Here is a 24,112-nt window from a genome sequence, read left to right as displayed (position 1 = left end):
GGACAGCCGGACCTGCCGGCCCGGACCTCGGGTCGCCACCGACCGCACAACACAAGGAGAAGCACACGATGGCCTACACCGAAGAGGAAGTCCTCGCCGGCCTCGCCGAGATCGTCGCCGAGGAGTCCGGTCAGCCGGCCTCCGCCGTCGTCCCGAGCGCGTCGTTCACCGACGACCTCGACATCGACTCCCTGTCGATGATGACGATCATCACCCACGCCGAGGACAAGTTCGACGTCCGCATCCCCGACGAGGACGTCAAGAACCTGTCCACCGTCGGTGACGCCGTCTCGTACATCGCGAAGGCCCAGGCCTGACGCGAAGCACCACGGGGCACCCGCCCCACCCCGTCGCGGCGGGCGCGCACCCCGCGCCCGCCGCGACGTGTCCCGGACCGTGACACCCCAGGAGACCCGATGACCCCCGAACCGACGTCGTCGTCACCGGCCTCGGCGCCTTCACCTCGCTCGGCGAGGACGCGCCCAGCACCTGGCAGGCCGCCCTCGCAGGGACCTCCGGTGCCCGGACCCTCGACAACGACTGGGCCGAGACCTACGGCATCCCCGTGAACTTCGCGGCCACCGTCATCGGCGACGTCAGCGAGCGGCTCACGCGTCCCGAGACCAAGCGCATGGACCCGTCCGCGCAGTACGCCCTTGCCTCCGCGCGCGAGGCCTGGGCCGACGCCGGCAGCCCCGAGGTCGACCCCGAGCGGCTCGGGTCCGTCGTCTCGTCCGGCATCGGCGGCATCATCACGACCCTCGACGGCTGGGACACCCTCCGTGAGCGCGGCGCCCGGCGCATGCTGCCGACCACCGTCCCGATGCTCATGCCGAACTCTCCCACGGCGTACATCTCCCTCGACTTCAACGCCCAGGCCGGCGCCCACGCGCTCGTGTCCGCGTGCGCGTCCGGCGCCGAGGCCATCGGGTACGGCGTCGACATGATCCGTCTCGGACGCGCCGACGTCGTCATCGCCGGCGGCACCGAAGCCGTCATCCACCCGATGCCTCTGGCGTCGTTCGCTGCGTCACGCACGATCTCGCTTCGTAACGACGACCCGGCCGGCGCCTCCCGTCCCTACGACGTCGACCGTGATGGCTTCGTCATCGGTGAGGGTGCCGCGGTCGTCATCCTCGAGTCCGCCGAGCACGCCGCCGCCCGCGGGGCGCGCGTCTACGCGAAGATCGCCGGCGTCGGGATTTCTGCCGACGCGTACCACATCACATCCCCCGAGCCTGAGGGCCGCGGACAGATCCGGGCGATGCGCTTCGCCATGGAGGACGCGGGCATCAGTCCCCGCGACGTCGTGCACGTCAACGCACACGCCACCTCGACCAAGGTCGGCGACATGGTCGAGGCCCGCGCCATCCGGAACCTCTTCGCGTCCGAGGCCGACCACATCGCCCTGTCCGCGACCAAGTCCATGACTGGCCACCTCCTCGGGGGCGCCGGCGCCCTCGAGACCCTGTTCACCGTCAAGGCCGTCGCTGAGCGCAAGGCGCCGCCCACCATCAACGTCGACAACCCCGACCCGGAGCTCGACGTCCCACTCGTCCGCGACGCCCCGGCCGACCTGCCGGCCGGCGACATCGCCGCGGTCAACAACTCGTTCGGCTTCGGGGGCCACAACGTGGCGCTGGTCGTGACGAACGCCTGAGCTTCGCCGCTCGTACACACCCGCGGGGTCGCCTTTCCGAGCGAGCCCGCGGGTGTTTGCGCCGTCGAGTACGAGGGTTTTCGCCGAGAACGAGAGCATGACACTCGTTCTCGGCGAACAAACCTCGTTCTCGGTGAGCATCTGCCGAGGAGGCGCAGCGGAACGCGACCGCGGCTCCGAGGACGGTGGGGCGAGGTGTTCGCGCGCGGTCGTGGCCGGGACTGGCGGGAGCCGAGCGGGGAACGAGCGAGGCGGATGGCAGACCGCGCGCGAACACCCCGGCCCGCCGCCCGGACGGAACCGCGAACGACGAGCCGACGGCGAATCAGCCCACGCGGTGCAGCCAGCGCACCGGCGCGCCCGCCCCGGCGTACCGGAACGGCTCCAGCTCGTCGTCCCAGGCCTGACCCAGCGCCAGGTCCAGGGCGTCGCGGAGGGCCCGCTGGTCGTGGTGCTCGGTGAGGGCCGCACGGATCCGGTCCTCCGGCACGACGATGTTCCCGTGGGCGTCCGTCACGGCGTGGAAGATCCCCAACGACGGGGTGTGGGACCACCTGGCGCCGTCGGCGCCGGCGCTCGGCTCCTCGGTGACCTCGTAGCGCAGGCCCGCCCAGCCACGGAACGCGGAGGCAAGGCGCGCCCCGGTCCCCTGCGGCCCCTGCCAGGAGTGCTCGGCGCGCAGCAGCCCGGGTCCGGCCGGCTGCTCGATCCAGTCGAGGGCCACCCGGCCGCCCAGGACGTCGCTGGCGGCCCACTCCAGGTGCGGGCACAGGGCGCGGGGCGCTGAGTGCACGAAAAGGACACCGCGGGTGATGGCACCTGCCATGTCGTCCTCCCAGGGTCGAGGTTCGCCTTCCCCAACGGCCTCGCCCGGACTGCGTCACGGCAACGGGATCTGGGCCCGTGCACGGCGTTACGCGATCCAGTATGCCCGAGACGGCCTGCACGCGGGAAGTCCGGGCCCGCAAACGTCCGTGTCGCGTCGACACGACACGGCGCGGAGCGCGATTCCTCTCCAGGGCTGATGCTTATTTCACCCTCCAGTTGAACGTTTCCTGGGAGCGTGGGCCCCAATCTGGTGGTTCCCTGAGAGTGCCGGGGGCGAGTACATCCCACTTCAGCCTCCCAGCTGCCGGATCAAAGCTGATGCAGGTGAGGGGAAGAGCGAAGTGGATTCACAACGTAAGGCGAGCCATTGGCTCGCGGTCCGCACGACGCGGGCACGAACGGTCAGACGAGGCGTCGCACTCGCGGCGACGTCCGTCATCATCGGCGCCGTCTCCCTGACGGCCCTCCCCGCAACCGCGGCGCCCACTGACGTCAGCGAGGCGTACGGGCGGCTGCTTAGCGGTAGCGCGCTCACACTCGACCTCGACACGGTCGCGGCACTCGACGGGGCCACCGCCGAGAACCCGAGCGGTACCCATCCGACGGACGGACCGAGCAACCTCGACGCCTCCGCCGTCGCGGACCTGCTCACGCTGCAGACCAACGGGGTCAACCTCTTCGGGAACAACGGCATCGTCAAGCTGGGCGTCGGCGGCCAATACGCCGAGGCGAAGGACGACGGCTCGGCCTACGCGTCGTCCGGCGCCATCACAGACACCGGCGCCATCGCGGTAGGCGGGAGCGCTGCTCGCCCGTCAGACGCCACGATTACGCTCGACGCCCTCCTGAGCAACGTGCCGGTCGTCTCCACCGCACTCGACAAGCTGTCGGTGGACCTCGGCGCGATCAGCGCATCCGCGACAGCAACCCCGGGGCCGCCCCCGCCGGCGCATACCAGGTCGCCGACGGCAAGCTCACCGCTCACTCGACCCTGATCGCCGGACTGTACGACGCGATCGCCCAGGACGCGGTCGGCGGCATCACGACCGCGCTCAACGGACTCACCGGCGACGGCGGCCTCGCCGACGCGCTGGTCGGAGCCGTCACGGACAACCCGCTCCTGGATGCGGTACTCAACGTGCTCGGCACGGACCTGGACGCTACCGCGACGGTGAACTTCGACAGCGCGGCCGCGACATCCACGATCCATGACGTCCTCGGGCAGGACGTGACAACCAACGGCGTGACCCTCAACCTCGAGGCCGGAACGCTCAACGTCGACCTCGACACCCTGCTCGGGGCTCCCTCAACGGTCTGCCTGCGAACACACCCGTGTTGTCCGCCACGACGCTGAACAACATCGTCTCCGCGGTCGGCGCCGACCTCGACGTCTTGGTCGGACACGTGACCGACGCGGTCACGGACCTTCTCGAAGCCGCCACGGTGGATGTCGAGCTGCACGCCAGCCAGACGACTGGCGTCGGCCCTCTCGCTGTGAGGTCGTCGATCGACGCGGTCGTCAGCGGCACGGTGGGAGACTTCGCCGGCACCTCCGGAGACGACCCCACCGCCACGCTCTCGGCCGTCCTCGCGAACATTCCGGTGGCCAGCCTCGACGCCACCGCACTCATCGCACCGCTGCGTGCGCTCGTCGCGCCGCTCGTGACCGGCTCCGGCTCCGTCGTGAACACGCTGGGCACCACGGTTGCGGCCACCATCAAGACCGTGACGGACGCCCTCAATCCAGCTCTGCTGGCGATCAACCAGATCATCGGCCTGACGCTGAACGTCCAACAGCCCTCACCCGGCACCGCGGACGCCACCTTCACGGAACGAGCCATCCAGCTGCAGCTGCTCGCGGGTGACGTCGCGGAGCTCAACCTTGCCAGCGCGACCGTGCGGTCGAGTGAAGTCGAGGCGAGCAACCCGACGATCACGGTCGACCCGACCACTGCCGCACCCGGCGACTCCGTCACGGTGGACGGAACCGGGTTCCCGCCGGACACCGACGTCACCGTCCAGCTCAAGGATCCTGACGGCAACAACGTCGGAGACCCCGTCACAGCGCACACCGACGTCGACGGGAACTTCACCACGACCGTCGACGTTCCTTCCGATGCCGGCGACGGCACGTACACGGTCGACGCTTCCGACGCGGACGGCGACCACGCCACCGCACCGCTCGAGATCGCTGCGGACACCGGCGACCAGACGGGAACGCAGTCGGGTGACCAGACCGGCACCCCCGCAGGCGACCAGTCGGGCGATCAGTCCGGCGACCAGTCCGGCGACCAGACCGGAACCCCCGCAGGCGACCAGTCCGGTGACCAGACCGGGACCCCCGCGGGCGACCAGTCGGGCGACCAGACCGGCGACCAGTCCGGCGATCAGACCGGCACCCCCGCAGGCGACCAGTCCGGCGACCAGACAGGCACCCCCGCAGGCGACCAGTCCGGCGACCAGACAGGCACCCCCGCAGGCGACCAGTCCGGTGACCAGACCGGCGATCAGACCGGCACCCCCGCAGGCGACCAGTCCGGCGACCAGTCCGGCGACCAGACAGGCACCCCCGCAGGCGACCAGTCCGGAGACCAGTCGGGCGACCAGTCCGGCGACCAGACCGGCACCCCCGCAGGCGACCAGTCCGGCGACCAGACCGGCACCCCCGCAGGCGACCAGTCCGGTGACCAGACCGGCACCCCCGCGGGCGACCAGTCCGGTGACCAGACCGGGACCCCCGCGGGCGACCAGTCGGGCGACCAGACAGGCACCCCCGCAGGCGACCAGTCCGGTGACCAGACCGGCGATCAGACCGGCACCCCCGCAGGCGACCAGTCCGGCGACCAGTCCGGCGATCAGACCGGCACCCCCGCGGGTGATCAGTCCGGAGACCAGTCGGGCGACCAGTCCGGCGACCAGACCGGCACCCCCGCAGGCGACCAGTCCGGCGACCAGACCGGCACCCCCGCAGGCGACCAGTCGGGCGACCAGTCGGGCGACCAGACCGGCACCCCCGCAGGCGACCAGTCCGGCGACCAGACCGGGACCCCCGCGGGCGACCAGTCGGGCGACCAGACAGGCACCCCCGCAGGCGACCAGTCCGGTGACCAGACCGGCGATCAGACCGGCACCCCCGCAGGCGACCAGTCCGGCGACCAGTCCGGCGATCAGACCGGCACCCCCGCGGGTGATCAGTCCGGAGACCAGTCGGGCGACCAGTCCGGCGACCAGACCGGCACCCCCGCAGGCGACCAGTCCGGCGACCAGACCGGCACCCCCGCAGGCGACCAGTCGGGCGACCAGTCGGGCGACCAGACCGGCACCCCCGCAGGCGACCAGTCCGGCGACCAGACCGGCACCCCCGCAGGCGACCAGTCGGGCGACCAGTCGGGCGACCAGACCGGCGACCAGACCGGCGACCAGTCCGGCGACCAGACCGGCACCCCCGCGGGCGACCAGTCCGGTGACCAGACCGGGACCCCGCGGGCGACCAGTCGGGCGACCAGTCGGGCGACCAGACCGGCGACCAGTCCGGCGACCAGACCGGCACCCCCGCAGGCGACCAGTCCGGTGACCAGACCGGGACCCCCGCGGGCGACCAGTCGGGCGACCAGACCGGCGACCAGTCCGGCGACCAGACCGGCACCCCCGCAGGCGACCAGACCGGCGACCAGACCGGCGACCAGACCGGCGACCAGACCGGCGACCAGACCGGCACCCCCGCAGGCGACCAGTCCGGCGATCAGACCGGCACCCCCGCGGGTGATCAGTCCGGCGACCAGTCGGGCGACCAGACCGGCACCGCCGCGGGCGACCAGTCGGGTGATCAGTCCGGCAGCACTCGTGAAATCGAGGGAGCCGTGACGATTCCCCGTCTGCAGCGCGGAGAGCCAGAAACATTCAGTGCTTCCGGTTTCCAGCCCGGCGAGTCGGTACACGCGGTGATCCATTCCCCGCAGACGATCGAACTCGCGTCGAAGGCGGCCAACTCGGCTGGTGTCGTGAGCTGGACGTTCCTTGTTCCGGAGTCGTTCGATCTGGGGATGCACACGGCGATCGCAACGAGTGACTCGATCGGTGATTCGACTCGAGCTGTCTCATTCGAGGTGTACGCACTGACGCCCTCGGGCGGCGGGACGGCGCCCACCGGAACGGGCTCCGGACCTGTCGGTACCTCGTCAGGCGGGTCGACGTCGAGCGGTGGGCCGTCGACGCTCGCCGCGACCGGCGCGAACGCCATCGTCGTCGGATCCGCGACCGCTGCGCTCCTGCTGCTCGGGCTCGCGCTGAGGCTCGCGACCACGGTGCAACGCCGGAAGCTGCCGGTGCGTTGACCGGAGGCGGTGTGGCGTAGCACCGATACGCCTGCGTCCGTGTACGTTTCGTGCACGGACGCAGGCGTGTCGTCGAGGTAGACGCAGTCGGGGTGGACGCAGGGGAAGGGCGCGGTGATGGTGCCGGAGGGCATGAGCGACCAACGCGAGGGTCCAGACGCGACGCCGCCGCGCGTCGGGGCGCGCGTCCCCTTTGGCTGACTGCGCTGACGGTGGTGGCGTTGGCGGCAGTCGTCCTCCATCTCGGGGCGACCTATCTGTGGGTTCGGCCGTCGACGCCCGTGAGCTCCGCAGTGAACGCGCCGTTGCGCTCCTACATGCTCCCGCTGTTCCAGCAGAACTGGTCGCTGTTCGCGCCCAACCCTGTAGCGGACCAGTACCTGCTCGAGGTCCGGGGCGTCTCGAAGGACCTCACGACGACGCCGTGGTTGACACCGTCGGCCGACGAACTGGAAGGGCTCCGGCACTCCGTGCTCCCGGACCGCACGGTGCGCTTGACGTCCGAGCTGTCGAGGTCGGCAGCCCGAGCTATCAACGGACTCCCGGACGAGGCTGAGAAGTACGTCGGCTGGAACTACCACTACGACGCGTGGAACCGGCTCCGCGACGACATGGCGTCAACGAACCACGGCTCAGTCTCGACGGCGATAGACACTGCTCTGGGCTACGACGAGGTGCTGACGCTCTACGCGACCCAGTTCCTGGCCGCCACCCCACACGACGGGATCGATGTCACATACGTCCAGTACCGGATCGTGCGGGATCAGACGGAGAGCTACTACTCGACCGCACGTGGCACGACGAGCCGTACGACTGTCGTCACGTCAGGGCGCAGACCCCTCGAGACGCGCCCGGGGCAGGACCGCAAGGGATTTAGTGCCTTCGTAGACTCACAGGGGTCGCGATGACGTCCAAGATCATGCAGACGCCAGGTCGTGTAGTCACATGGATGACCGCGGCACGCCATGCGCAGAGAGGAGTCGCCGCCCTGCGTGCGGTCCTCGGTCTCGGCCTGTCCCTGTTTCTACTGGTCAACTTTCCTGCGAGGAACTACCTGTGGGGGCCGGCCTCGCGATGGACCGATCCGCTCAACACCCACATGGGCTTCGGCGGCGTCTTCCGCCTGTTCGCGCCGACCCACTCTCTCGGTGTCTTGACGATCTGGTACGTCCTTCTCCTCCTGGCTGCCGTCGCGCTCATGCTGGGGTGGCACGCTAGGGCCGTCACCCCCGTCGTGCTGGTGCTCTCGACCGGCCTCCTGTCCTCGCAGCCCTTCGGCTGGGACCAGGGTGACAACGTCCTACGCCTGCTTCTGTTCTATCTCGCCTTCGCCGACGCGGGGGTCGCTGGTCGTTGGATTCCGCTCGCGGCCACCGCGCCGCAACGCAAGCGCCTACGGACGCGGCTCCTGCCGCCGGGGGCCGGACCCCGTCGGCCCTCCGACGCGGCCTCCGGGACGCCGCGACCGTCCTTCACAACGCAGCAGTGGTGGCGATCGGCGCCCAGGTGTGCATCATCTACCTGATCTCCGGTCTCGCCAAGGCGCAAGGATCCAACTGGCAGCACGGCACGGGCGTCTACTACCCGCTCATCCTCGATCTCTACCGCCCGTGGCCATGGCTCGCCGACCTGCTCGTCTCGAACGGCTTGCTCGTCACGGTGGTGAGCACTGGAGCGATCTATTGCCAGGTGCTCTTTCCCGTGGCCCTCCTGCATCCGGTTGCGCGACGGCTCGCGGTCCTCGCCGTCCTCGGCATGCACGCCGGAATCGCCGTCGTCATGGGCCTGCCGTTTTTCTCCCTGTTCATGATGGCAGGCGACCTCGTCTTCGTGAGCGACCGTACCTATGCGTGGGCGAACGCATGGCTACGCCGTCGAGGCGACGCGCTGCGGCGACGTCTGAGTCGGCCGATGTCAGTTCGGGTCTGACCGCCCGCCTGGTCAGAGCTGCTCGCGCAATGCGCGCATCGCCTTCTTACGGACGGCGCGGTCGAGCCGGTCGAGGTAGAGCATCCCGTCGAGGTGGTCGGTCTCGTGCTGGAGGCAGCGGCCCATGAGCTCGGTTCCCTCGACGACGACCTTCTTGCCGTCGAGGTCGATGCCCTCGACGCGCGCGTACCAGGCGCGCCGGGTAGGGAACCACAGGCCGGGCACGGAGAGGCAGCCCTCGTCGCCGTCCTGGTACTCGTCCTCCGACAGCTCGACGATGCGCGGGTTGAGGACGTAGCCGATCTCGTCATCGATGTTCCACGAGAACGCCCGGAGGCTGACGCCGATCTGGTTGGCGGCAAGCCCCGCGCGGCCCTCGTCGTCGACCGTCTCGAGGAGGTCCTCCACGAGCGCGCGGACGCCGTCGTCGATGTCGGTGATCTCGGCGCACGGGGTGCGCAGGACGGGGTCCGGGAGGGTACGGATCTCGCGCATGGCCATGGCCCGCATTGTTTCACGAGCGAGGCCCCGCCCGAAGGTCACGACTCGGGCACGCCGCCCGGAGGGACTTGACGCCGGTCTTTGTTCGATGAATACTCCTAAACCATCGAAGCGCTTCGACGAAGCGCTTCGACACCAACCGGACTCGACGAGGAGGATGCATGGCCACCATGCAGGACGTCGCCCGCCACGCGGGCGTCTCCTCTCGACCGTGTCCTACGCCCTCAGCGGCGCCCGCCCGATCGGCACCGAGACCCGTGCCCGGGTCATGGCCGCGATCAAGGAGCTCGGCTTCGAGCGCAACGCCGCCGCCCGCAGCCTGGCCGCCCGCCGCAGCCACGTCCTCGCGCTCGTCCTGCCGACGGTCGCCGGCGGCCTGTCGGGCACGCTCGGCGAGTTCGCCCAGGCCGCGTCCCAGACCGCGCGCGACGCCGGCTACCACCTCGTGATCTGGCCGTTCGACCGCGAGGAGCACGCGGAGGTGCGCGACCTCGTCCGCCAGGGGCAGGCCGACGGCGTCCTCGTGATGGAGGTGTCGCTGCACGACGAGCGCATCGACGCGCTGCTCGCCTCGCAGGTGCCGTTCACGATGATCGGCCGCACCGCGGAGCTCGACGGCCGGTCCTGGGTCGACATCGACTTCGAGCGCACCCTCACGGACGCCGTGGACCACCTGGCGGATCTCGGGCACACCACGATCGCGTTCGTCAACCACTCGCAGCACTCGCTCGACACGGGCTACGGACCGACCGTCCGCGCGCGCGACGCGTTCCACGCGGCTGCCGTCGCGCGCGGCATCCACGCGACCGACGTCACGAGCGACGAGTCGCCGCTCGCCGGTCGGCTCACGACGAGCGCGATCCTCGACGAGCGCCCGGAGACCACCGCGTTCGTCACCATGAACGAGACCGCGACGTTCGGCGTCACGCAGGCGCTGCGCGACCGCCGGCTCCGCGTTCCCGACGACGTCTCGGTGCTCGCCGTCGTGACGTCGCCCGAGGTCGGCGCCATGTACCACCCGCCGCTGACCACCATGCGAGCCCCCGGGCACGAGCTCGGGCGCCGTTCGGTCGAGGAGCTCCTCGCCGCTCTCGAGGGCACCGCGCCACGCGAGGCTCCCCGCCTCGTCACCTGCGCGCTCTCCCCCGGCGCGTCCACGGGACCCGCGCCCAGACGCTGACGCCGCGGGCTCCGCGGCGACAGCACCCCACCCCACCCACCCTGCGACACCGACGTCCACAGCATCACCCCGCAACGACGCACCGCATCGACGCATCGCTGCAACGACGCACCCAACGGAAGGACACACCGTGAAGCGCAAGATCACGGCCGGCGCTCTGGCCGCCGCCCTGGCCCTGCCCCTGACCCTGACCGCCTGCTCCGGCGGCGACGGAGGCGGCGGCTCCGACGACGCCACCGCCAACGCGGACGGCAAGACCCTCACCATCTGGGACTACGAGTCCGACGACTCGGCGATGGGCCAGGCCTGGGCCAAGGCCATCGAGATCTTCAAGGAGAAGCACCCGGGCGTCACCGTGAAGACGGAGTCGCAGACGTTCGAGCAGATCCAGAAGAACGCCAAGATCATCCTCACCGGCGACGACGTGCCCGACGTCATGGAGTACAACAAGGGCAACGCGACGGCCGGGCAGCTCGCCTCCCAGGGCCTCCTCACCGACCTCAGCGACGTCGTGAAGGACCGCGGCTGGGACAAGAAGGTCACCGGCTCGATCGCCACGACCGCCCAGTACGACGAGAACGGGCTCATGGGCTCGGGCTCCTGGTACGGCATCCCGAACTACGGCGAGTACGTGACCGTCTACTACAACGCCGACATGTTCAAGAAGTACGACGTCGCCGTCCCGACGACGCTCGACGAGTTCACCGCCGCGCTCGCGAAGTTCAAGGCCGCCGGCGTCACGCCGCTCAACCCGGCCGGCGCCGAGTACCCGCTCGGCCAGCTCTGGTACCAGCTCGCGCTGACCAAGGCGGACCGGTCGTGGATCGACGCCTACCAGCTCTTCAAGACCGACGTCGACTGGCACGGTCAGCAGCTCACGTCCGCGACCGACACGATCAGCGACTGGACGAAGAAGGGCTACATCCCGAAGAACTCGGCCGGCCTGACCGCCGAGGACATGGGCACGTCCTTCATCTCGGGCAAGTACCCGATCATGGTCTCCGGCTCGTGGTGGTTCGGGCGCCTCGTGAACGAGGCGAAGTTCGACTGGAGCCAGTTCCAGTTCCCCGGCTCCGACTTCGCGCTCGGCTCGTCGGGCAACCTCTGGGTCGTGCCGCAGAACGCCAAGAACAAGGGCCTCGCCGAGGACTTCATCGACATCACCCTGAGCGACGAGGTCCAGAACGTCCTCGGCCAGAAGGGCGGCCTGCCGATCGCTGGTGACGCCTCGACCATCACCGACGCGAAGACCAAGACGTTCACCGAGCAGTTCCAGAAGCTCGTCTCGGGCGACTCGCTCGCGTTCTACCCCGACTGGCCGGTCGCGGGCTTCTACGACCAGATCGTCAGCGCCCTGCAGTCCGTCGTGAACGGATCGAAGTCGACCTCCGACGTGCTGAGCCAGCTCCAGAAGCAGTACGAGTCCGGCAAGGACGACCTCCTGGGCGGCTGACGCGGCCGGGCCCGGACGCCTCCGCGCGTCCGGGCCCGCCCCCGGCCCCCTGTCGCCCGAAGAGAGAGAACCCATGTCTTCCGCACCCGCCACCCTGCCCACGCAGGACTCCTCGGCGCCGCCCACGGCGCGACGCGCCCCCGGCGCGGCTCCGGTCGACGGCGCTGGGTGCCGTCGACGTACTGGCTCTACCTGATCCCTGGTCTCGCGGCGTTCGTCGCGATCATCGGGATCCCGTTCGTCCTCAACATCTGGTACTCGCTGCACAAGTGGCGCGGCGGCATCACCCAGATGACCTGGGTCGGCCTCGACAACTACGCCGACCTCATGCACGACGACCAGTTCTGGCAGTCGTTCCGCAACTCGGTGTGGATGATCATCGCGATGGTGATCATCCCGACGGTGATCGGCCTGCTCCTCGCGTCGCTGCTCTTCGACTACATCGGCAAGCACTTCAACGGACGCGTCGCGAGCGTGCTGCGCGCCACGTACTACCTGCCGCAGATCCTCCCCGTCGCCGTCGCGGGCATCCTGTGGAACTGGATCCTCAACGCCCAGACCGGCGCCCTCAACCAGATCCTCCACGGGATCGGGATCGAGAACCCGCCCGACTGGCTGGGCAACCCCTCGACCGCCCTGCCGTCCGTGATGCTCGTGCTGATCTGGATCCAGATCGGCTACCCGACCGTCATCTTCATGTCGGCGCTGCAGCGCGTGGACCCCGACCTGTACGAGGCCGCAGAACTCGACGGTGCGAACTGGTGGGCCCGGTTCCGCGCGATCACGCTGCCCCAGATCAAGCCGGAGACGTTCGTCATCACGCTGACCTGCACGATCGCGGCGCTCAAGGTGTTCGCACCGATCTACGTGCTGACGCGCGGCGGGCCCGAGGGCTCGACCCTCGTGCCGTCGTACTACTCGTACCTCAACTTCTTCGACAAGTCGAAGGTCGGCTACGGCGCCGCCGTGGCGACCGTCCTGACGGTGATCATCATCGTCGTCGCCTCCGTCATCCAGCTGCTGCAGAACCGCAGCGCCCGCAAGGAAGAGAGGGTGCGTGATGGCCGCCGTCACCGAGACCCTGCCCGGCGCCCCGACGACCGGCACCGGCGAGGGCGAGCGTCGCGGACGCGACCGGTTCCACCGGGGCGCGCTGCGATGGGTCCTGCTCGTCGTGTCCGCGATCGTCGCGCTGCTCATGATCGCCCCGTTCGTGATCATGCTGCTCAACACCTTCAAGTCGCCGGACGACTACTCGGCGCACGGGCCGCTGTCGTGGCCCCACGAGTTCTACACGCACGGCCTCAAGGTCTTCTGGGACCGGGTCGACTTCCCCGTCAAGCTGTGGAACTCGATCTGGACGTCCGGCCTCGTCGCGATCTTCGGCGTCGCGCTCTCGCTGCTGTCGGCGTTCGCGATCGGCATCGGCCGCGTCAGGGGCCGGCTCTGGATCGTCGGCGTGTTCCTGCTCGCGAACATGCTGCCGCAGGAGGTGCTGATCTACCCGTTGTTCCGCATGATGCAGGACATCGGGCTCAACAACTCGGGCTGGTCCATCGTCCTGATCTTCACGGTCATCCAGGCGGCGTTCGGCACCTACCTCCTGTCGTCGGTCCTCGGGACGTTCCCGCGCGCGCTGCTCGAGGCGGCCTCGCTGGACGGCGCGAACCGGTGGCAGATCCTGTGGCGCGTCGTCTTCCCCGTCGTGCGCCCGACGCTGTCCGTGCTGCTGATCTTCTTCTTCATCTGGACGTGGAACGAGTTCTTCATCCCGCTCGTCATGCTCACGACCAACGACACGCAGACCGTGCCGATCGCGCTCGCGTCCCTGCAGGGCGACCGCATGCTCGACGTCCCGACGCTCAACGCGGGCACGCTCGTCTCCCTGATCCCGACCCTGATCTTCTTCCTCTTCTTCCAGCGGACGCTGACCCGCGGGATCACCGCCGGCGCGGTCAAGTAAGGAGCCCCACCCCACCATGAAGTTCACCGACGGCTACTGGCAGCTGCGACCCGGCGTCGAGGTCCTCCACCCCGTCGAGGTCGACGACGTCAGCGCCGACCCCGAGACGGGCACCCTCACGGTCTGGGCCGCCACCAAGCACGTGCGCGGGCGGGGCGACACCCTGAACCAGCCCCTCGTGACGCTCACCTACTCGAGCCCCGCGGAGGGCGTCGTCAAGGTACGGGTCGAGCACTGGGCGGGGGCACGGCGTCGCCACCCGGAGTTCACTGTCCACGCGTCCGACGTCGCGGTCACCACCCACGTGGACGACGACGCGGCGGTCCTCACGACGGGCGACCTGTCGGTGCGGGTCCGCCGCACCGGACCGTGGCGCGTCGACTTCGAGTCGCGCGGCCGGGTCCTCACGTCGAGCCTCCCGAAGGGCGCGGGTGTCGCGACGACGCCGGAGGGCACGTTCGTCCACGAGCAGCTCGCGCTCGGCGTGGGCGAGAAGGTCTACGGCCTGGGCGAGCGGTTCGGACCGTTCGTCAAGAACGGCCAGACCGTCGACCTCTGGAACGCCGACGGCGGCACCTCCAGCGAGCAGGCGTACAAGAACGTCCCGTTCTACGTGACGAGCGCCGGCTACGGCGTGTTCGTCGCGCACCCGGAACTGGTGTCGTTCGAGGTCGCCTCGGAGATGGTCGAGCGCACGCAGTTCTCGGTCGCCGGCGAGCACCTCGAGTACTACGTGATCGACGGCCCGACACCCAAGGACGTCCTCGAGCGCTACACCGCGCTCACGGGGCGGCCCCTCAGGTGCCGGCGTGGTCGTACGGTCTGTGGCTCACCACGTCGTTCACCACGAGCTACGACGAGCGGACCGTGACGTCGTTCGTCGACGGCATGGCCGAGCGCGACATCCCGCTGTCGGTGTTCCACTTCGACTGCTTCTGGATGCGCGAGTACCAGTGGTGCGACTTCGAATGGGACCCCCGGACCTTCCCGGACCCCGAGGGCATGCTGGCCCGCTACAAGGACAAGGGTCTGCGCATCTGCGTGTGGATCAACTCCTACATCGGGCAGAAGTCGCCCCTGTTCGCGGAGGCCGCGGAGAAGGGGTACCTGCTGCGGACGGCGGACGGCGACGTCTGGCAGTGGGACCTCTGGCAGGCGGGCATGGGGCTGGTCGACTTCACCAACCCGGCCGCGGCCGCGTGGTACGCGAGCAAGCTCGAGGCCCTCCTCGACATGGGCGTCGACTGCTTCAAGACGGACTTCGGCGAGCGCATCCCCGTCGACGACGTCGTCTGGCACGACGGCTCCGACCCGCAGAAGATGCGGAACTACTACACGCACCTGTACAACCGGACGGTGTTCGAGTTGCTCGAGCGCAAGCGCGGCACGGGCCGGGCGGCGCTGTTCGCCCGGTCGGCCACCGCGGGCGGCCAGCAGTACCCCGTGCACTGGGGCGGCGACAACGACTCGACGTTCGTGTCGATGGCCGAGACCCTGCGTGGCGGGCTCTCGCTCGCCATGTCGGGCTTCGGCTACTGGAGCCACGACATCGGCGGCTTCGAGGGCGACCCCGACCCGGCGGTGTTCAAGCGCTGGCTCGCGTTCGGCCTGCTCTCGTCGCACTCGCGCCTGCACGGCTCCGGTTCGGTCCGGGTGCCGTGGGCGTTCGACGACGAGGCCGTCGACGTGACCCGCCGCTTCACCCGGCTCAAGCTCTCGCTCCTGCCCTACCTCGGCGCGGCCGCGCGCGACGTCGTCCGACACGGGACCCCGCTCATGCGGCCGATGGTGCTCGAGCTGCCCGAGGACCGCGGCGGCTGGGACGTCGACACGCAGTACCTGCTCGGTCCGGCGCTCCTCGTCGCGCCCGTGTTCAGCGCCGACGGCGACGTCGACATCTACGTGCCGGAGGGCACCTGGACGTCGCTGCTCGACGGGTCGACCGTCACCGGACCCCGCTGGGTGAGGCAGCGCCACGGCTTCGACTCCCTGCCGCTGCTCGTCCGGCCGGACACGGTCCTGCCGATCGGGGCCGAGGACGGCACGACCGACTACGACTGGGCCGACGGCGTCACGCTCCACCTCGTCGAGCTCGCGGACGGCCACGAGTCGACGCTCGTGGTCCCCGCCGCCGACGCCGGGGTCGGCGCCGCCGACGCCGAGTTCCACGTCCGGCGCACGGGCGACGAGGTCGTGGTCACGACGACGTCGACGAGCGCCTGGGCGCTGCGCCTCGGCGACCGCACGGTCCGGTTCGAGCCGGGGACGGTCGAGGGTCGGATCGGTTCGACGGATCTGGCACGATGAACGCAGCGCACCGGAACACCTTCTGGCTTCCTGGCCAGCCCCGCACCAGCACCCGAGGAGAAGCATGACCACGCCACGACGGTTCCCGGACGACTTCGTCTGGGGCTCCGCGACCGCCGCGTACCAGATCGAGGGCGCCGCCGACGAGGACGGCCGCGGGCCGTCGATCTGGGACACGTTCTCCCGCACGCCCGGCAAGGTGCTGAACGGTGACACGGGCGACGTCGCCGACGACCACTACCACCGCTGGGCCGAGGACGTGCAGCACATCCGCGACCTCGGGCTCGACGCCTACCGGCTGTCGATCTCGTGGCCGCGCGTGCAGCCGGGCGGGACGGGCGAGTTCAACGAGGCCGGCATCGCGTTCTACTCGCGCCTCGTCGACGCGCTCCGCGAGGCCGGCGTGAAGCCGGTCGTCACGCTCTACCACTGGGACCTCCCCCAGGAGCTCGAGGACGCCGGCGGCTGGACCAACCGCACCACCGCGTACGCGTTCGCGGAGTACGCCCGCCGCATGGCCGAGGAGCTCGGCGCCCGCGTCGACACCTGGACGACGCTCAACGAGCCCTGGTGCTCGGCGTACCTGGGCTACGCCTCCGGCGTGCACGCCCCCGGTCGCACGGAGGGTGAGGGCGCGCTGCGCGCCGTCCACCACCTCAACCTCGCCCACGGCCTGGCCGTCAAGGCGATCCGCGAGGTCCTTGGCGACGACGCGAAGACGTCCGTCACCCTCAACCTGCACGTCGTGCGCCCCGACACCGACAGCGCCGAGGACGCCGACGCCGTCCGCAAGATCGACGCGCTCGCCAACCGCGCGTTCCTGGGTCCGCTCCTCGACAGCGCCTACCCGGACGACCTCCTCGCGGACACCGCCCACGTGACGGACTGGTCGTTCGTCGAGGACGGCGACCTCGCGATCACCCGCCAGCCCCTCGACGTGCTGGGCGTCAACTACTACTCGACCGCGCGGGTCCGGCACTTCGCCGGCGACGGCGCGCCCGAGCAGAACGACGGCCACGCCGAGTCGGCCGCCACCCCGTGGGTCGGCGTCACCGACGTCGAGTTCCTGGAGCAGCCCGGCCCATACACCGCGATGGGCTGGAACATCGAGCCGCAGGGCATGACCGACCTGCTGCTCTCGCTGCACGCCACCTACCCGGACCAGCCGCTCATGGTCACGGAGAACGGCGCCGCGTTCGACGACGTCGTGTCCCCCGACGGCGCCGTCCACGACCCCGAGCGCGTCGCCTACCTGCACGACCACGTCGACGCCGTCGGCACGGCCGTCGACGCGGGCGCCGACGTGCGCGGGTACTTCGCGTGGTCGCTGCTCGACAACTTCGAGTGGAGCTACGGGTACTCCAAGCGGTTCGGGATCATCCGCGTCGACTACGACACGCTCGTGCGCACCTGGAAGGACTCGGCGCACTGGTACCGCCGCCTCGCGACCACGCGCACCCTGCCCGGCGTCGACGAGGTCTCCCCGCCTGACGGCGGCACCACGGTCCGACACGCCTCCCGGCCCGTCCCGCATCCGCACGAGGGTGCGGGACGGGCCGGTACGCTGTCGACGCGGGGCAGTAGCTCAGCCGGTCAGAGCAGCGGACTCATAATCCGTCGGTCGTGGGTTCAAGCCCCACCTGCCCTACTCGCACGTGCCGAGGCACGCCGCCCTTCGAGGACTCGATGACGCCCGCACCCCCTGCCGTGCCCGTCCGCACCGCCCGTCTGCCCGACGACGCGCACGACGTCGGGCGGCTCCTCGAGGACTACCTGCGACGCACCGAGCGCGAGAAGCACGAGCACCTCGGCCCTGAGGGTCCGGGCGCCGACGCCCCGCTGCACCCCCGCCACCTCCTCGAGGTGCACGCCCCGGCAGAGGCGTTCGAGGGAGCGCGGATCCTCCTGGCGGGTCCCGCCGGGGGCGCCATGGGCATCGTCGTGCTGACGCCACGACCCGACGGACTGACCGAGCTCAAACGGTTCTGGGTCGACCCGGCGCACCGACGAGCCGGGGTGGGCGGGGCCCTTCTCGACACCGCCATCGGGCTGGGCGGCGGCCACGTCAGGCTCTCGGTGTGGGAGTGGCGGACGGACGCGATCCGCTCGTACGCCCGTCGGGGGTTCGTACCCGTCGAGTCGTGGGAGCCGGACCGTCCACGCCTCGCGTGCCTGGAACGCCGCCCCTGAGACGACGCAGGAGCCCGCACCCTCCTGGGTGCGGGCTCCTCGTGCTTCTCGGCGACGACGGCGCGTCTCAGGCGCCGGGCGTGCCGTGCTCCTCCAGGTAGAACACCTGGTCCGGGCCGTCCCACGTCTCGATGGCGTCGCCGTCGGACCGGATCAGCGAGATCTCGCCCCGGAACGGGCCGATCTCGCCGGACTTGATCCGGGCTTTGACCGCGGCGATCGCGTCGTCGTCGTACTCGGCGCGGACCAGGGTGCCGCGGTGGTCCCCGTCGAGGTCACGGATCCAGTACTCGAACATCTCGCTGCCTCCGCGGTCGAGCGCTCAGGCGAGCGCTGCGGCCTTGAGCTTGTCGAACTCGGCCTGGTCGATGGCGCCGGAGTCGAGGAGCTCCTTGGCGGTCGCGATCTGGTCGGCGGGCGACGCACCGGCGACCTCACGGATGTAGCTGTCGGTCGCGGCCCTGGCCTGTTGCTGTGCCTGGACCTGCCGCGCGGCCATACCGTTGCCCCGCGCGATCACGTACACGAGGGCCGTGATCAACGGGAAGATGATGAGGCAGATCACCCACAGCGCCTTCCACCAGCCCGAGAGCTTGTGGTCGCGGAACAGGTCCGTGATGATCATGAACAGGACGACGAGGTACGCGAAGAAGAAGAAGATCTCGACGACGAGCCAGAAGTAGTTCCAGAAGCTCACGGTGTGCCTCCTCGGCAGGTGAAGATGTCCGGGTCGTGACGCAAGCGCCCGGGACGTCCGCCTCACGATGCTTCGGAAACTAGCACCGGTGTGTGCGTTTGGCGCGGGAAGAGCACGGCTCGTCCGATCAGTTCACCCGGAACGGATGACCACCTGCGATGGTCCGAAGCACCCTGTCCGGGCTGCTAGGCTTTACCCCGCGATCCTGCGTAGCTCAGTTGGCAGAGCATCCGACTGTTAATCGGACGGTCGCTGGTTCGAGTCCAGCCGCAGGAGCTCTACGACGGCGCGAAGGCCCGGAATCCCTTGGGATCCGGGCCTTCGGCCTGCTCGACTCGACACTGATCCTCCGACGCGTCGGGTCAGGCCACGGACTCCCGCAGCACGCGCCGCTGCTGCTCGATGGCGAGCAGCTCTTGGAACGTCCGGGCGTAGCCCTCCGCGTCGGCCGTCGGGTCGGTGCGTTGCAGGCGCCCGCGCAGGTCGGCGATCTGACGGGTGAGGCCCAGGTCCACGAGCGACCGGACGACGCCCTGTGCGTACGAGGCGAGGGCCTCGGACCGGTCCGCTGGTAGCGGCGTGACCGCGAGCTCGGTGATGAGCGGGCGGACCGGCTCGGGCGCCTGCTCCCCCACGAGCTCCACCCACGCGGACTCGGGCCGTGCTGCGGCCGCGGCCAGTCCGCCGGCGGCGCGGACGGCGTCGTGCACGGCACGCCACGCAGGGACCGCGAAAGTCTCGGGCCCGAGGGCGTCGAACATCGCGGCGTCGAGCGCGTGCGGGACCTGCAGCACGACCTCGAGCGCCTGCCGCTCGCGCGCGGCGACGGGGTCGCGCGGATTGGGCCGCACGAGCGTCGGTGCGGGCGGCGCCGCGCTCGGCTCCGCGCCCGACGGCGTCCTCCGGCTTCCAGGGTCCCGGCCGCCCTCGACCCGCTCGGGCGTGAGGCGAGGGGGCTTGGCCGAGGAGACGGCGCGGCGGACCGTGTCGGAGTCCATCCCGAGCCAGCCGGCGAGGAGCCGTGCGTACTCGGGGCGGAGGGCGGTGTCGCGGATGCCCGCGATGACGGGGGCGGCCTCGCGCAGCGCGCCCACCCGGCCCTCCGGGGTCGCGAGGTCGTAGCGCGCGATGGTCGAGCGGACGACGAACTCGAACAGGGGCAGACGGCCGTCCACGAGCGCACGGACCGCCTCGGGGCCGCCCGCGAGCCGCAGCTCGCACGGGTCCTTGCCGGTCGGCTCGACGGCCACGAACGTCTGGGCGTAGAAGCGCTGGTCTTCCCCGAACGCCCGCAGCGCGGCCTTCTGCCCGGCGGCGTCGCCGTCGAACGTGAAGATGACCTCGCCGCCCACGGACTGCCCGCTCGCGAGCTGCACCCCGCCTCCCGCGGACGTGTCGCCGAGCAGGCGCCGCACGATCCGGGCGTGGTCGGAGCCGAACGCCGTGCCGCAGGTCGCGACCGCGGTCGTCACGCCGGACAGGTGCGCGGCCATGACGTCGGTGTAGCCCTCGACGACGACCGCCCGGCGCTGCTTGGCGATCTCCGCTTCGCGAGGTCGATCCCGTAGAGGACCTGCGACTTCTTGTAGAGCGTCGTCTCGGGGGTGTTGAGGTATTTGGGGCCCTGGTCCTCGTCGAACAGGCGGCGCGCACCGAAGCCCACGACCTCCCCGGTGACGTCGCGGATCGGCCAGATCAGGCGCCCCCGGAACCGGTCGTACACGCCGCGCTGGCCCTGGGTGACGAGCCCGGCGGCGAGGAGCTCGGCGTCGGTGAAGCCCTTGGAACGCAGGTGGCGGTGCAGGTTGTCCCAGCCCTGGGGCGCGTACCCGACCCCGAACGTCTCGGCGTCCGCGCGCTCGAAGCTGCGCTCGGCCAGGAACGCGCGGCCCGCGGCCGCACCGGGACTGACGAGCTGCTCGGTGTAGTAGGCCGACGCCTGGCGGTTCGCGTCGAGCAGGCGCTGCCGGCGACCGGGCTCCTCGCGCGTGCGCGGCCCGCCGCCGTCCTCGTAGCGGAGCTGGATCCCGACCCGGCCGGCCAGGTACTCGACGGCCTCCGTGAAACCGAGCCCGTCGACCTTCTGCACGAACGAGATGACGTCGCCGCCCTCGCCGCAGCCGAAGCAGTGCCACCGCCCCACCTGGGGCCGCACGTGGAAGGACGGGGTGCGCTCGTCGTGGAAGGGGCACAGGCCCTTGAGTGAGCCCACGCCCGCGGGCCGCAGCGTGACGTGCTGGCCGACGATCTCCTCGATCCGCGTGCGGTCGCGGACGGCATCCACGTCCTCGCGTCGGATCCGGCCTGCCACGCCTCCCATCCTAGGTGCGCGCGGCGGTCCCCCGGGCGGCCCCACCCAGGGCGCGGCCCGTGCGCACGGGACCGCCGCCGTCGGCGACCCGTCCCGGGCCGAGCGCCGCGAGGCTCGCCGCGCACCGGCGCGCGTACGCGCCCGGCGTCGTCCCGGTCGCCGTGACGAAGTCGCGCGTGAAGTGCGCCTGGTCGTAGTAGCCGACGCCCTCCGCGAGCGCCGCGAGGTCCTGGGTCGGGTCGACGGCGAGGAGCTCGGCCGCGCGGTGCACGCGTTGGCGTTGCAGCACCCACTTGGGCCCGACCCCGACGATCCGCTCGAACGCGCGCTGCAGTCCCCGCACGGAGACCGCGAGGTGCCGCGCGAGCACGTCGACCGTCTCCCCGGACCGACGGCGTCGCGGGCCGCGTCGACCGCCGCGGTGACGAGCGCGAGGTCCCGCCAGGCCCGCTGCGCGTCGGGCGCCTGGCGGCGTGCGGCGACGAGCGGGCGCAGGAGCGCGTCGAGGTGCGCGACGGCGTCGTCGACCCGGCCGTCGAGACCGTCCTCGACCGCGAGGGCACCTGCCGTGGCGGCCGCGGAGCCGAAGAGGTCGGCCGCCGGCATGGTCCGGGGCGGGGCGCCCGGAGAGGGCCGCGCGGGCGGCGCGAGGGTCGCGCCGCGACTGAGGACGGCGAACGCGCCCGGGCGGAGCATCGCCGCCACGGCGACGCCGTGCCCGGTGAGGCGTCGCTCGTCGACGCCCGGGACGAAGCCGTGCGCCGCGAAGCCGTGCGGCTCGGCGACGACGTTCACCACCGGGTGCGCGATGACCGGCTGGACGTGGGACCGCGCGCCCAGGTTCCAGCGGCTCACCCAGTACCACCCGACGACGTCCGCGAGCTCGGGGCTCGGCGCCCTGCGGTCGAGCGTGAACCACGCCCGCGCGCCGGTAGGGTCGACGATCCCGTCGGTGGACCGTCCCGCCGCCTCGCGGGCCACGTGAGCCGACCGGACGTCGTCGAACACCTGTCGCATTCCTGCAAGACTGCCAGGTGGCGCCGACACGAGCATGGAGACGTACCGTTCCGACCACGCCGAGGAGACGACCATGCAGAACTCCACCTTGCACCCGAACCTGACCGTGACCGACGCCCGCGCGGCCATCGACTACTACGTGGCGGCGTTCGGCGCCGAGGTGATCGACGCGATCACCGCTGGCGAGGCGATCATCCACTCGGACCTGAGCCTCGGCGGCTCGACGTTCACGGTCGCGACGGCGTTCGCCGGTTCGTCGGTGGCGCCTGACCCGGCGGGCTTCGTGCCGGTGTCGTTCACCGTGAACCTGTCCAGCGCCGACGACGTCGACGCAACGTTCGCGCGTGCCGTCGCCGCAGGAGCGACGGCCGTGGCCGAGCCCGTCGACTGGTTCGAGGGCTTCCGGCAGTCCGAGCTGCGCTGCCCGTTCGGTCACCGCTGGTTCTTCGTCCACGTCGCACCCGAGATCACCGCCGCGGACGTCCAGCGGGCCTCCGACGCGTGGATGGCGACCGACGCGAGCTGAGCGTGAGCGGCCCCGTCGGCAGCGTGCAGCCCTGAGCGGCGCACGGGAGGTCACGAACGGCATCAGGGATCCGTCTCTCCTGCTGTCCTGGACCTCTCGTGTGGGTGTCGGGCGCGAGGATCGTCGCCCACCCCCACCGCCGTCGAAGGAGCACCCATGTGCGAGCACCCCCAGATCGAGCTGGAACCGCAGCGCCGCGACTTCGGCACCTTCGCCGCGGTCGTCTGGTGGTTCCGCTGCACGGCGTGCGAGGTCGAGGCGGCGTACGTCGAGTACGACGACACCCCGTCGCGGGCTTGACCTCGGTCCCGTCAGAGACGCTCTCAGGCAGTGGCGGCCCGGCGCGGCCACCACGGGACCAACATCGACGTCCGGCGCTGGTAGCCCGCGTACGCCGGGTACTTGGCCGCCGACAGCGACTCGGTGAACCGCGTCGACCCGACGAACAGGCCGGTGAGCGCGACGGCGCCCACGACGGTCCAGCCCCAGTCCTCACCGCGTGCGACGACGGCGAACAGCCACACCACCCACCACTGGGCCTGCTCGCAGAAGAAGTTGGGGTGGCGCGAGTACCGGAAGAGGCCCGTGTCGAGGAAGCCGGGCTCGACGGTCTCTCCCCGGGCGGCGGCGTCGTGCTTGCGGCGGTGGAAGACCCACTGCTGCTGGTCGGCCCACGTCTCGCCGGCGAGGAAGAGCACGAACAGCGCGACCAGGAGGACGTCCCACCCGCCGACGGGGTGCAGGTCGGCCGGCGTGACGGCGAAGGTCACGTGGTCGAGCGGCGCATACGAGATCCATCCGACGGCGGTGCCGGCGGGGACGCACCCCATGCTCCACACCGGGAGCGTGATGGCGACGAGCAGGGCGTTCTGGAACCCCGAGACGAACAGCGGGAGGAAAACCTGCCACTGCCACGGCTTCATCCGACGGCGCAGGATCGGCCACCGATAGTCCTCGGTCCCGCTGTAACCGCCCTTGCGTGCGAAGTTGAACGTGAGGCGCGCTCCCCAGCAGGTGATGAGCACCGACACGAGCACGGCCCGCGCGTCCCACCCACCCGTGCCGGTGAAGATCCAGGCGTAGGCGACGGGCACGATCGACCAGATCCGGTCGACCCACGAGGCGTCGCGTGTGACGACGGCGAGCAGCCAGGTGGCGAGCGTGACTCCGAGGGCGGTCCACAGGACGGCGTGCACAGGCTTCTCCTTGAGCGGCG

Annotated in this window: 18 protein-coding genes, 2 tRNA genes and 7 pseudogenes; 19 read left to right on the top strand and 8 right to left on the bottom strand. The window is 70.8% G+C overall.

The genetic code is table 11. The features are described from left to right. Positions 1-68: 68 nt before the first annotated feature. Complete coding sequence (locus tag QQK45_RS16145; protein ID WP_284294147.1) at positions 69-317, top strand: acyl carrier protein; 249 nt, start codon at positions 69-71, stop codon at positions 315-317. Between the two features lie 113 nt (positions 318-430). Beyond that, positions 431-1,660: pseudogene (locus tag QQK45_RS16140) on the top strand (beta-ketoacyl-[acyl-carrier-protein] synthase family protein); the annotation flags it as partial. A gap of 325 nt (positions 1,661-1,985) precedes the next feature. Here the strand turns inward: QQK45_RS16140 and QQK45_RS16135 are convergent. Next, positions 1,986-2,486 (bottom strand): DUF3145 domain-containing protein, encoded by a 501-nt coding sequence (locus QQK45_RS16135; RefSeq protein ID WP_284294146.1) that lies wholly within the window; start codon positions 2,484-2,486, stop codon positions 1,986-1,988. A 514-nt stretch (positions 2,487-3,000) separates the two neighbouring features. Between QQK45_RS16135 and QQK45_RS23615 the strand changes: the two are divergent. From QQK45_RS23615 to QQK45_RS16100, 6 genes and pseudogenes are all read left to right on the top strand, one after another. Beyond that, positions 3,001-4,330: pseudogene (locus tag QQK45_RS23615) on the top strand (choice-of-anchor G family protein); the annotation flags it as partial. Positions 4,331-4,384: 54 nt separating this feature from the next. Then, the gene (locus tag QQK45_RS16120) at positions 4,385-6,352 is read left to right on the top strand and encodes a beta strand repeat-containing protein (protein WP_488803264.1); all 1,968 of its coding nucleotides are present in this window, start codon (positions 4,385-4,387) and stop codon (positions 6,350-6,352) included. Further along, positions 6,349-6,822 carry a hypothetical protein gene (locus QQK45_RS16115; RefSeq protein WP_284294143.1) on the top strand — a complete coding sequence of 158 codons (474 nt, stop codon included), beginning with the start codon at positions 6,349-6,351 and terminating at the stop codon, positions 6,820-6,822. The genes QQK45_RS16120 and QQK45_RS16115 overlap by 4 nt, the downstream gene beginning before the upstream one ends. A gap of 50 nt (positions 6,823-6,872) precedes the next feature. Beyond that, positions 6,873-7,730, top strand: a complete 858-nt coding sequence (locus tag QQK45_RS16110) for a DUF5819 family protein (protein WP_348525258.1) — start codon at positions 6,873-6,875, stop codon at positions 7,728-7,730. A 41-nt stretch (positions 7,731-7,771) separates the two neighbouring features. Then, positions 7,772-8,347, top strand: a complete 576-nt coding sequence (locus QQK45_RS16105) for a hypothetical protein (protein ID WP_284294142.1) — start codon at positions 7,772-7,774, stop codon at positions 8,345-8,347. Continuing rightward, positions 8,308-8,751, top strand: coding sequence for an HTTM domain-containing protein (locus QQK45_RS16100; protein WP_284294141.1), 444 nt, complete (start codon positions 8,308-8,310; stop codon positions 8,749-8,751). Before QQK45_RS16105 ends, QQK45_RS16100 begins: the two co-directional genes overlap by 40 nt. Positions 8,752-8,763: 12 nt before the next feature. On the opposite strand, the gene def is transcribed toward QQK45_RS16100, so the two are convergent. Next, the gene (gene def / locus QQK45_RS16095) at positions 8,764-9,252 is read right to left on the bottom strand and encodes a peptide deformylase (RefSeq protein ID WP_036949716.1); all 489 of its coding nucleotides are present in this window, start codon (positions 9,250-9,252) and stop codon (positions 8,764-8,766) included. A 211-nt stretch (positions 9,253-9,463) separates the two neighbouring features. On the opposite strand from def, the gene QQK45_RS16090 reads away from it, so the two are divergent. The 8 genes and pseudogenes from QQK45_RS16090 (at position 9,464) to QQK45_RS16055 (ending at position 18,345) form a co-directional block, all read left to right on the top strand. Further along, a complete protein-coding gene (locus QQK45_RS16090; protein ID WP_284294140.1) occupies positions 9,464-10,432 on the top strand; it encodes a substrate-binding domain-containing protein in 969 nt (322 codons plus the stop codon). Positions 10,433-10,562: 130 nt separating this feature from the next. Further along, positions 10,563-11,885: an ABC transporter substrate-binding protein gene (locus QQK45_RS16085; RefSeq protein ID WP_284294139.1), complete on the top strand. Its 1,323-nt coding sequence runs from the start codon at positions 10,563-10,565 to the stop codon at positions 11,883-11,885. 291 nt (positions 11,886-12,176) lie between these two features. Continuing rightward, positions 12,177-12,863: pseudogene (locus QQK45_RS16080) on the top strand (carbohydrate ABC transporter permease); the annotation flags it as partial. A gap of 82 nt (positions 12,864-12,945) precedes the next feature. Next, positions 12,946-13,848 carry a carbohydrate ABC transporter permease gene (locus QQK45_RS16075; RefSeq protein WP_284294138.1) on the top strand — a complete coding sequence of 301 codons (903 nt, stop codon included), beginning with the start codon at positions 12,946-12,948 and terminating at the stop codon, positions 13,846-13,848. A gap of 16 nt (positions 13,849-13,864) precedes the next feature. Further along, positions 13,865-16,155: pseudogene (gene yicI / locus QQK45_RS16070) on the top strand (alpha-xylosidase). A 64-nt stretch (positions 16,156-16,219) separates the two neighbouring features. Further along, positions 16,220-17,632 (top strand): annotated as a pseudogene (locus QQK45_RS16065) (GH1 family beta-glucosidase); the annotation flags it as partial. A gap of 97 nt (positions 17,633-17,729) precedes the next feature. Next, positions 17,730-17,803: transfer RNA gene (locus tag QQK45_RS16060), tRNA-Ile, on the top strand. A gap of 38 nt (positions 17,804-17,841) precedes the next feature. After that, the gene (locus QQK45_RS16055; protein WP_284294137.1) at positions 17,842-18,345 is read left to right on the top strand and encodes a GNAT family N-acetyltransferase; all 504 of its coding nucleotides are present in this window, start codon (positions 17,842-17,844) and stop codon (positions 18,343-18,345) included. 67 nt (positions 18,346-18,412) lie between these two features. On the opposite strand, the gene QQK45_RS16050 is transcribed toward QQK45_RS16055, so the two are convergent. Both QQK45_RS16050 and QQK45_RS16045 read right to left on the bottom strand, forming a co-directional pair. Beyond that, on the bottom strand, positions 18,413-18,643 hold the full coding sequence (locus QQK45_RS16050; RefSeq protein ID WP_284294136.1) for a hypothetical protein: 231 nt from the start codon (positions 18,641-18,643) through the stop codon (positions 18,413-18,415). Between the two features lie 24 nt (positions 18,644-18,667). After that, positions 18,668-19,042, bottom strand: coding sequence for an SHOCT domain-containing protein (locus QQK45_RS16045; protein WP_284294135.1), 375 nt, complete (start codon positions 19,040-19,042; stop codon positions 18,668-18,670). A 203-nt stretch (positions 19,043-19,245) separates the two neighbouring features. Between QQK45_RS16045 and QQK45_RS16040 the strand changes: the two genes are divergently transcribed. Next, positions 19,246-19,318, top strand: a tRNA-Asn gene (locus QQK45_RS16040). Between the two features lie 86 nt (positions 19,319-19,404). Here QQK45_RS16040 and dnaG read toward each other — a convergent pair. The 3 genes and pseudogenes from dnaG to QQK45_RS23355 all read right to left on the bottom strand — a co-directional run. Continuing rightward, positions 19,405-21,353, bottom strand: a pseudogene (gene dnaG / locus QQK45_RS16035) (DNA primase). A 10-nt stretch (positions 21,354-21,363) separates the two neighbouring features. After that, complete coding sequence (locus QQK45_RS16030; protein WP_284294134.1) at positions 21,364-21,723, bottom strand: helix-turn-helix domain-containing protein; 360 nt, start codon at positions 21,721-21,723, stop codon at positions 21,364-21,366. 356 nt (positions 21,724-22,079) lie between these two features. Next, positions 22,080-22,370, bottom strand: a pseudogene (locus tag QQK45_RS23355) (DUF6597 domain-containing transcriptional factor); the annotation flags it as partial. Between the two features lie 73 nt (positions 22,371-22,443). Here QQK45_RS23355 and QQK45_RS16020 point away from each other — a divergent pair. Then, positions 22,444-22,896 (top strand): VOC family protein, encoded by a 453-nt coding sequence (locus tag QQK45_RS16020; RefSeq protein WP_284294132.1) that lies wholly within the window; start codon positions 22,444-22,446, stop codon positions 22,894-22,896. Positions 22,897-23,052: 156 nt separating this feature from the next. Continuing rightward, positions 23,053-23,196 carry a hypothetical protein gene (locus QQK45_RS16015; RefSeq protein WP_284294131.1) on the top strand — a complete coding sequence of 48 codons (144 nt, stop codon included), beginning with the start codon at positions 23,053-23,055 and terminating at the stop codon, positions 23,194-23,196. Between the two features lie 23 nt (positions 23,197-23,219). Here QQK45_RS16015 and QQK45_RS16010 read toward each other — a convergent pair whose 3' ends face one another. Next, on the bottom strand, positions 23,220-24,092 hold the full coding sequence (locus QQK45_RS16010) for a DUF1295 domain-containing protein (protein ID WP_284294130.1): 873 nt from the start codon (positions 24,090-24,092) through the stop codon (positions 23,220-23,222). Between the last annotated feature and the right edge of the window lie 20 nt (positions 24,093-24,112).

Origin of the sequence: Luteimicrobium album, assembly GCF_030161555.1 — a bacterium.
Lineage (GTDB): Bacteria > Actinomycetota > Actinomycetes > Actinomycetales > Cellulomonadaceae > Luteimicrobium > Luteimicrobium album.
The sequence above is the reverse complement of the archived record's forward strand: the minus strand, read 5'-3'. Positions and strand labels throughout refer to the sequence as shown.

What these genes read in the sequence shown, in the direction of transcription:
- QQK45_RS16145 (WP_284294147.1), top strand. Translation starts at nt 69, where the DNA reads ATGGCCTACACCGAAGAGGAAGTCCTCGCCGGCCTCGCCGAGATCGTC.
- QQK45_RS16135 (WP_284294146.1), bottom strand. Translation starts at nt 2,486, where the DNA reads ATGGCAGGTGCCATCACCCGCGGTGTCCTTTTCGTGCACTCAGCGCCC.
- QQK45_RS16105 (WP_284294142.1), top strand. Translation starts at nt 7,772, where the DNA reads ATGACCGCGGCACGCCATGCGCAGAGAGGAGTCGCCGCCCTGCGTGCG.
- def (WP_036949716.1), bottom strand. Translation starts at nt 9,252, where the DNA reads ATGGCCATGCGCGAGATCCGTACCCTCCCGGACCCCGTCCTGCGCACC.
- QQK45_RS16075 (WP_284294138.1), top strand. Translation starts at nt 12,946, where the DNA reads ATGGCCGCCGTCACCGAGACCCTGCCCGGCGCCCCGACGACCGGCACC.
- QQK45_RS16055 (WP_284294137.1), top strand. Translation starts at nt 17,842, where the DNA reads ATGACGCCCGCACCCCCTGCCGTGCCCGTCCGCACCGCCCGTCTGCCC.
- QQK45_RS16050 (WP_284294136.1), bottom strand. Translation starts at nt 18,643, where the DNA reads ATGTTCGAGTACTGGATCCGTGACCTCGACGGGGACCACCGCGGCACC.
- QQK45_RS16020 (WP_284294132.1), top strand. Translation starts at nt 22,444, where the DNA reads ATGCAGAACTCCACCTTGCACCCGAACCTGACCGTGACCGACGCCCGC.
- QQK45_RS16015 (WP_284294131.1), top strand. Translation starts at nt 23,053, where the DNA reads ATGTGCGAGCACCCCCAGATCGAGCTGGAACCGCAGCGCCGCGACTTC.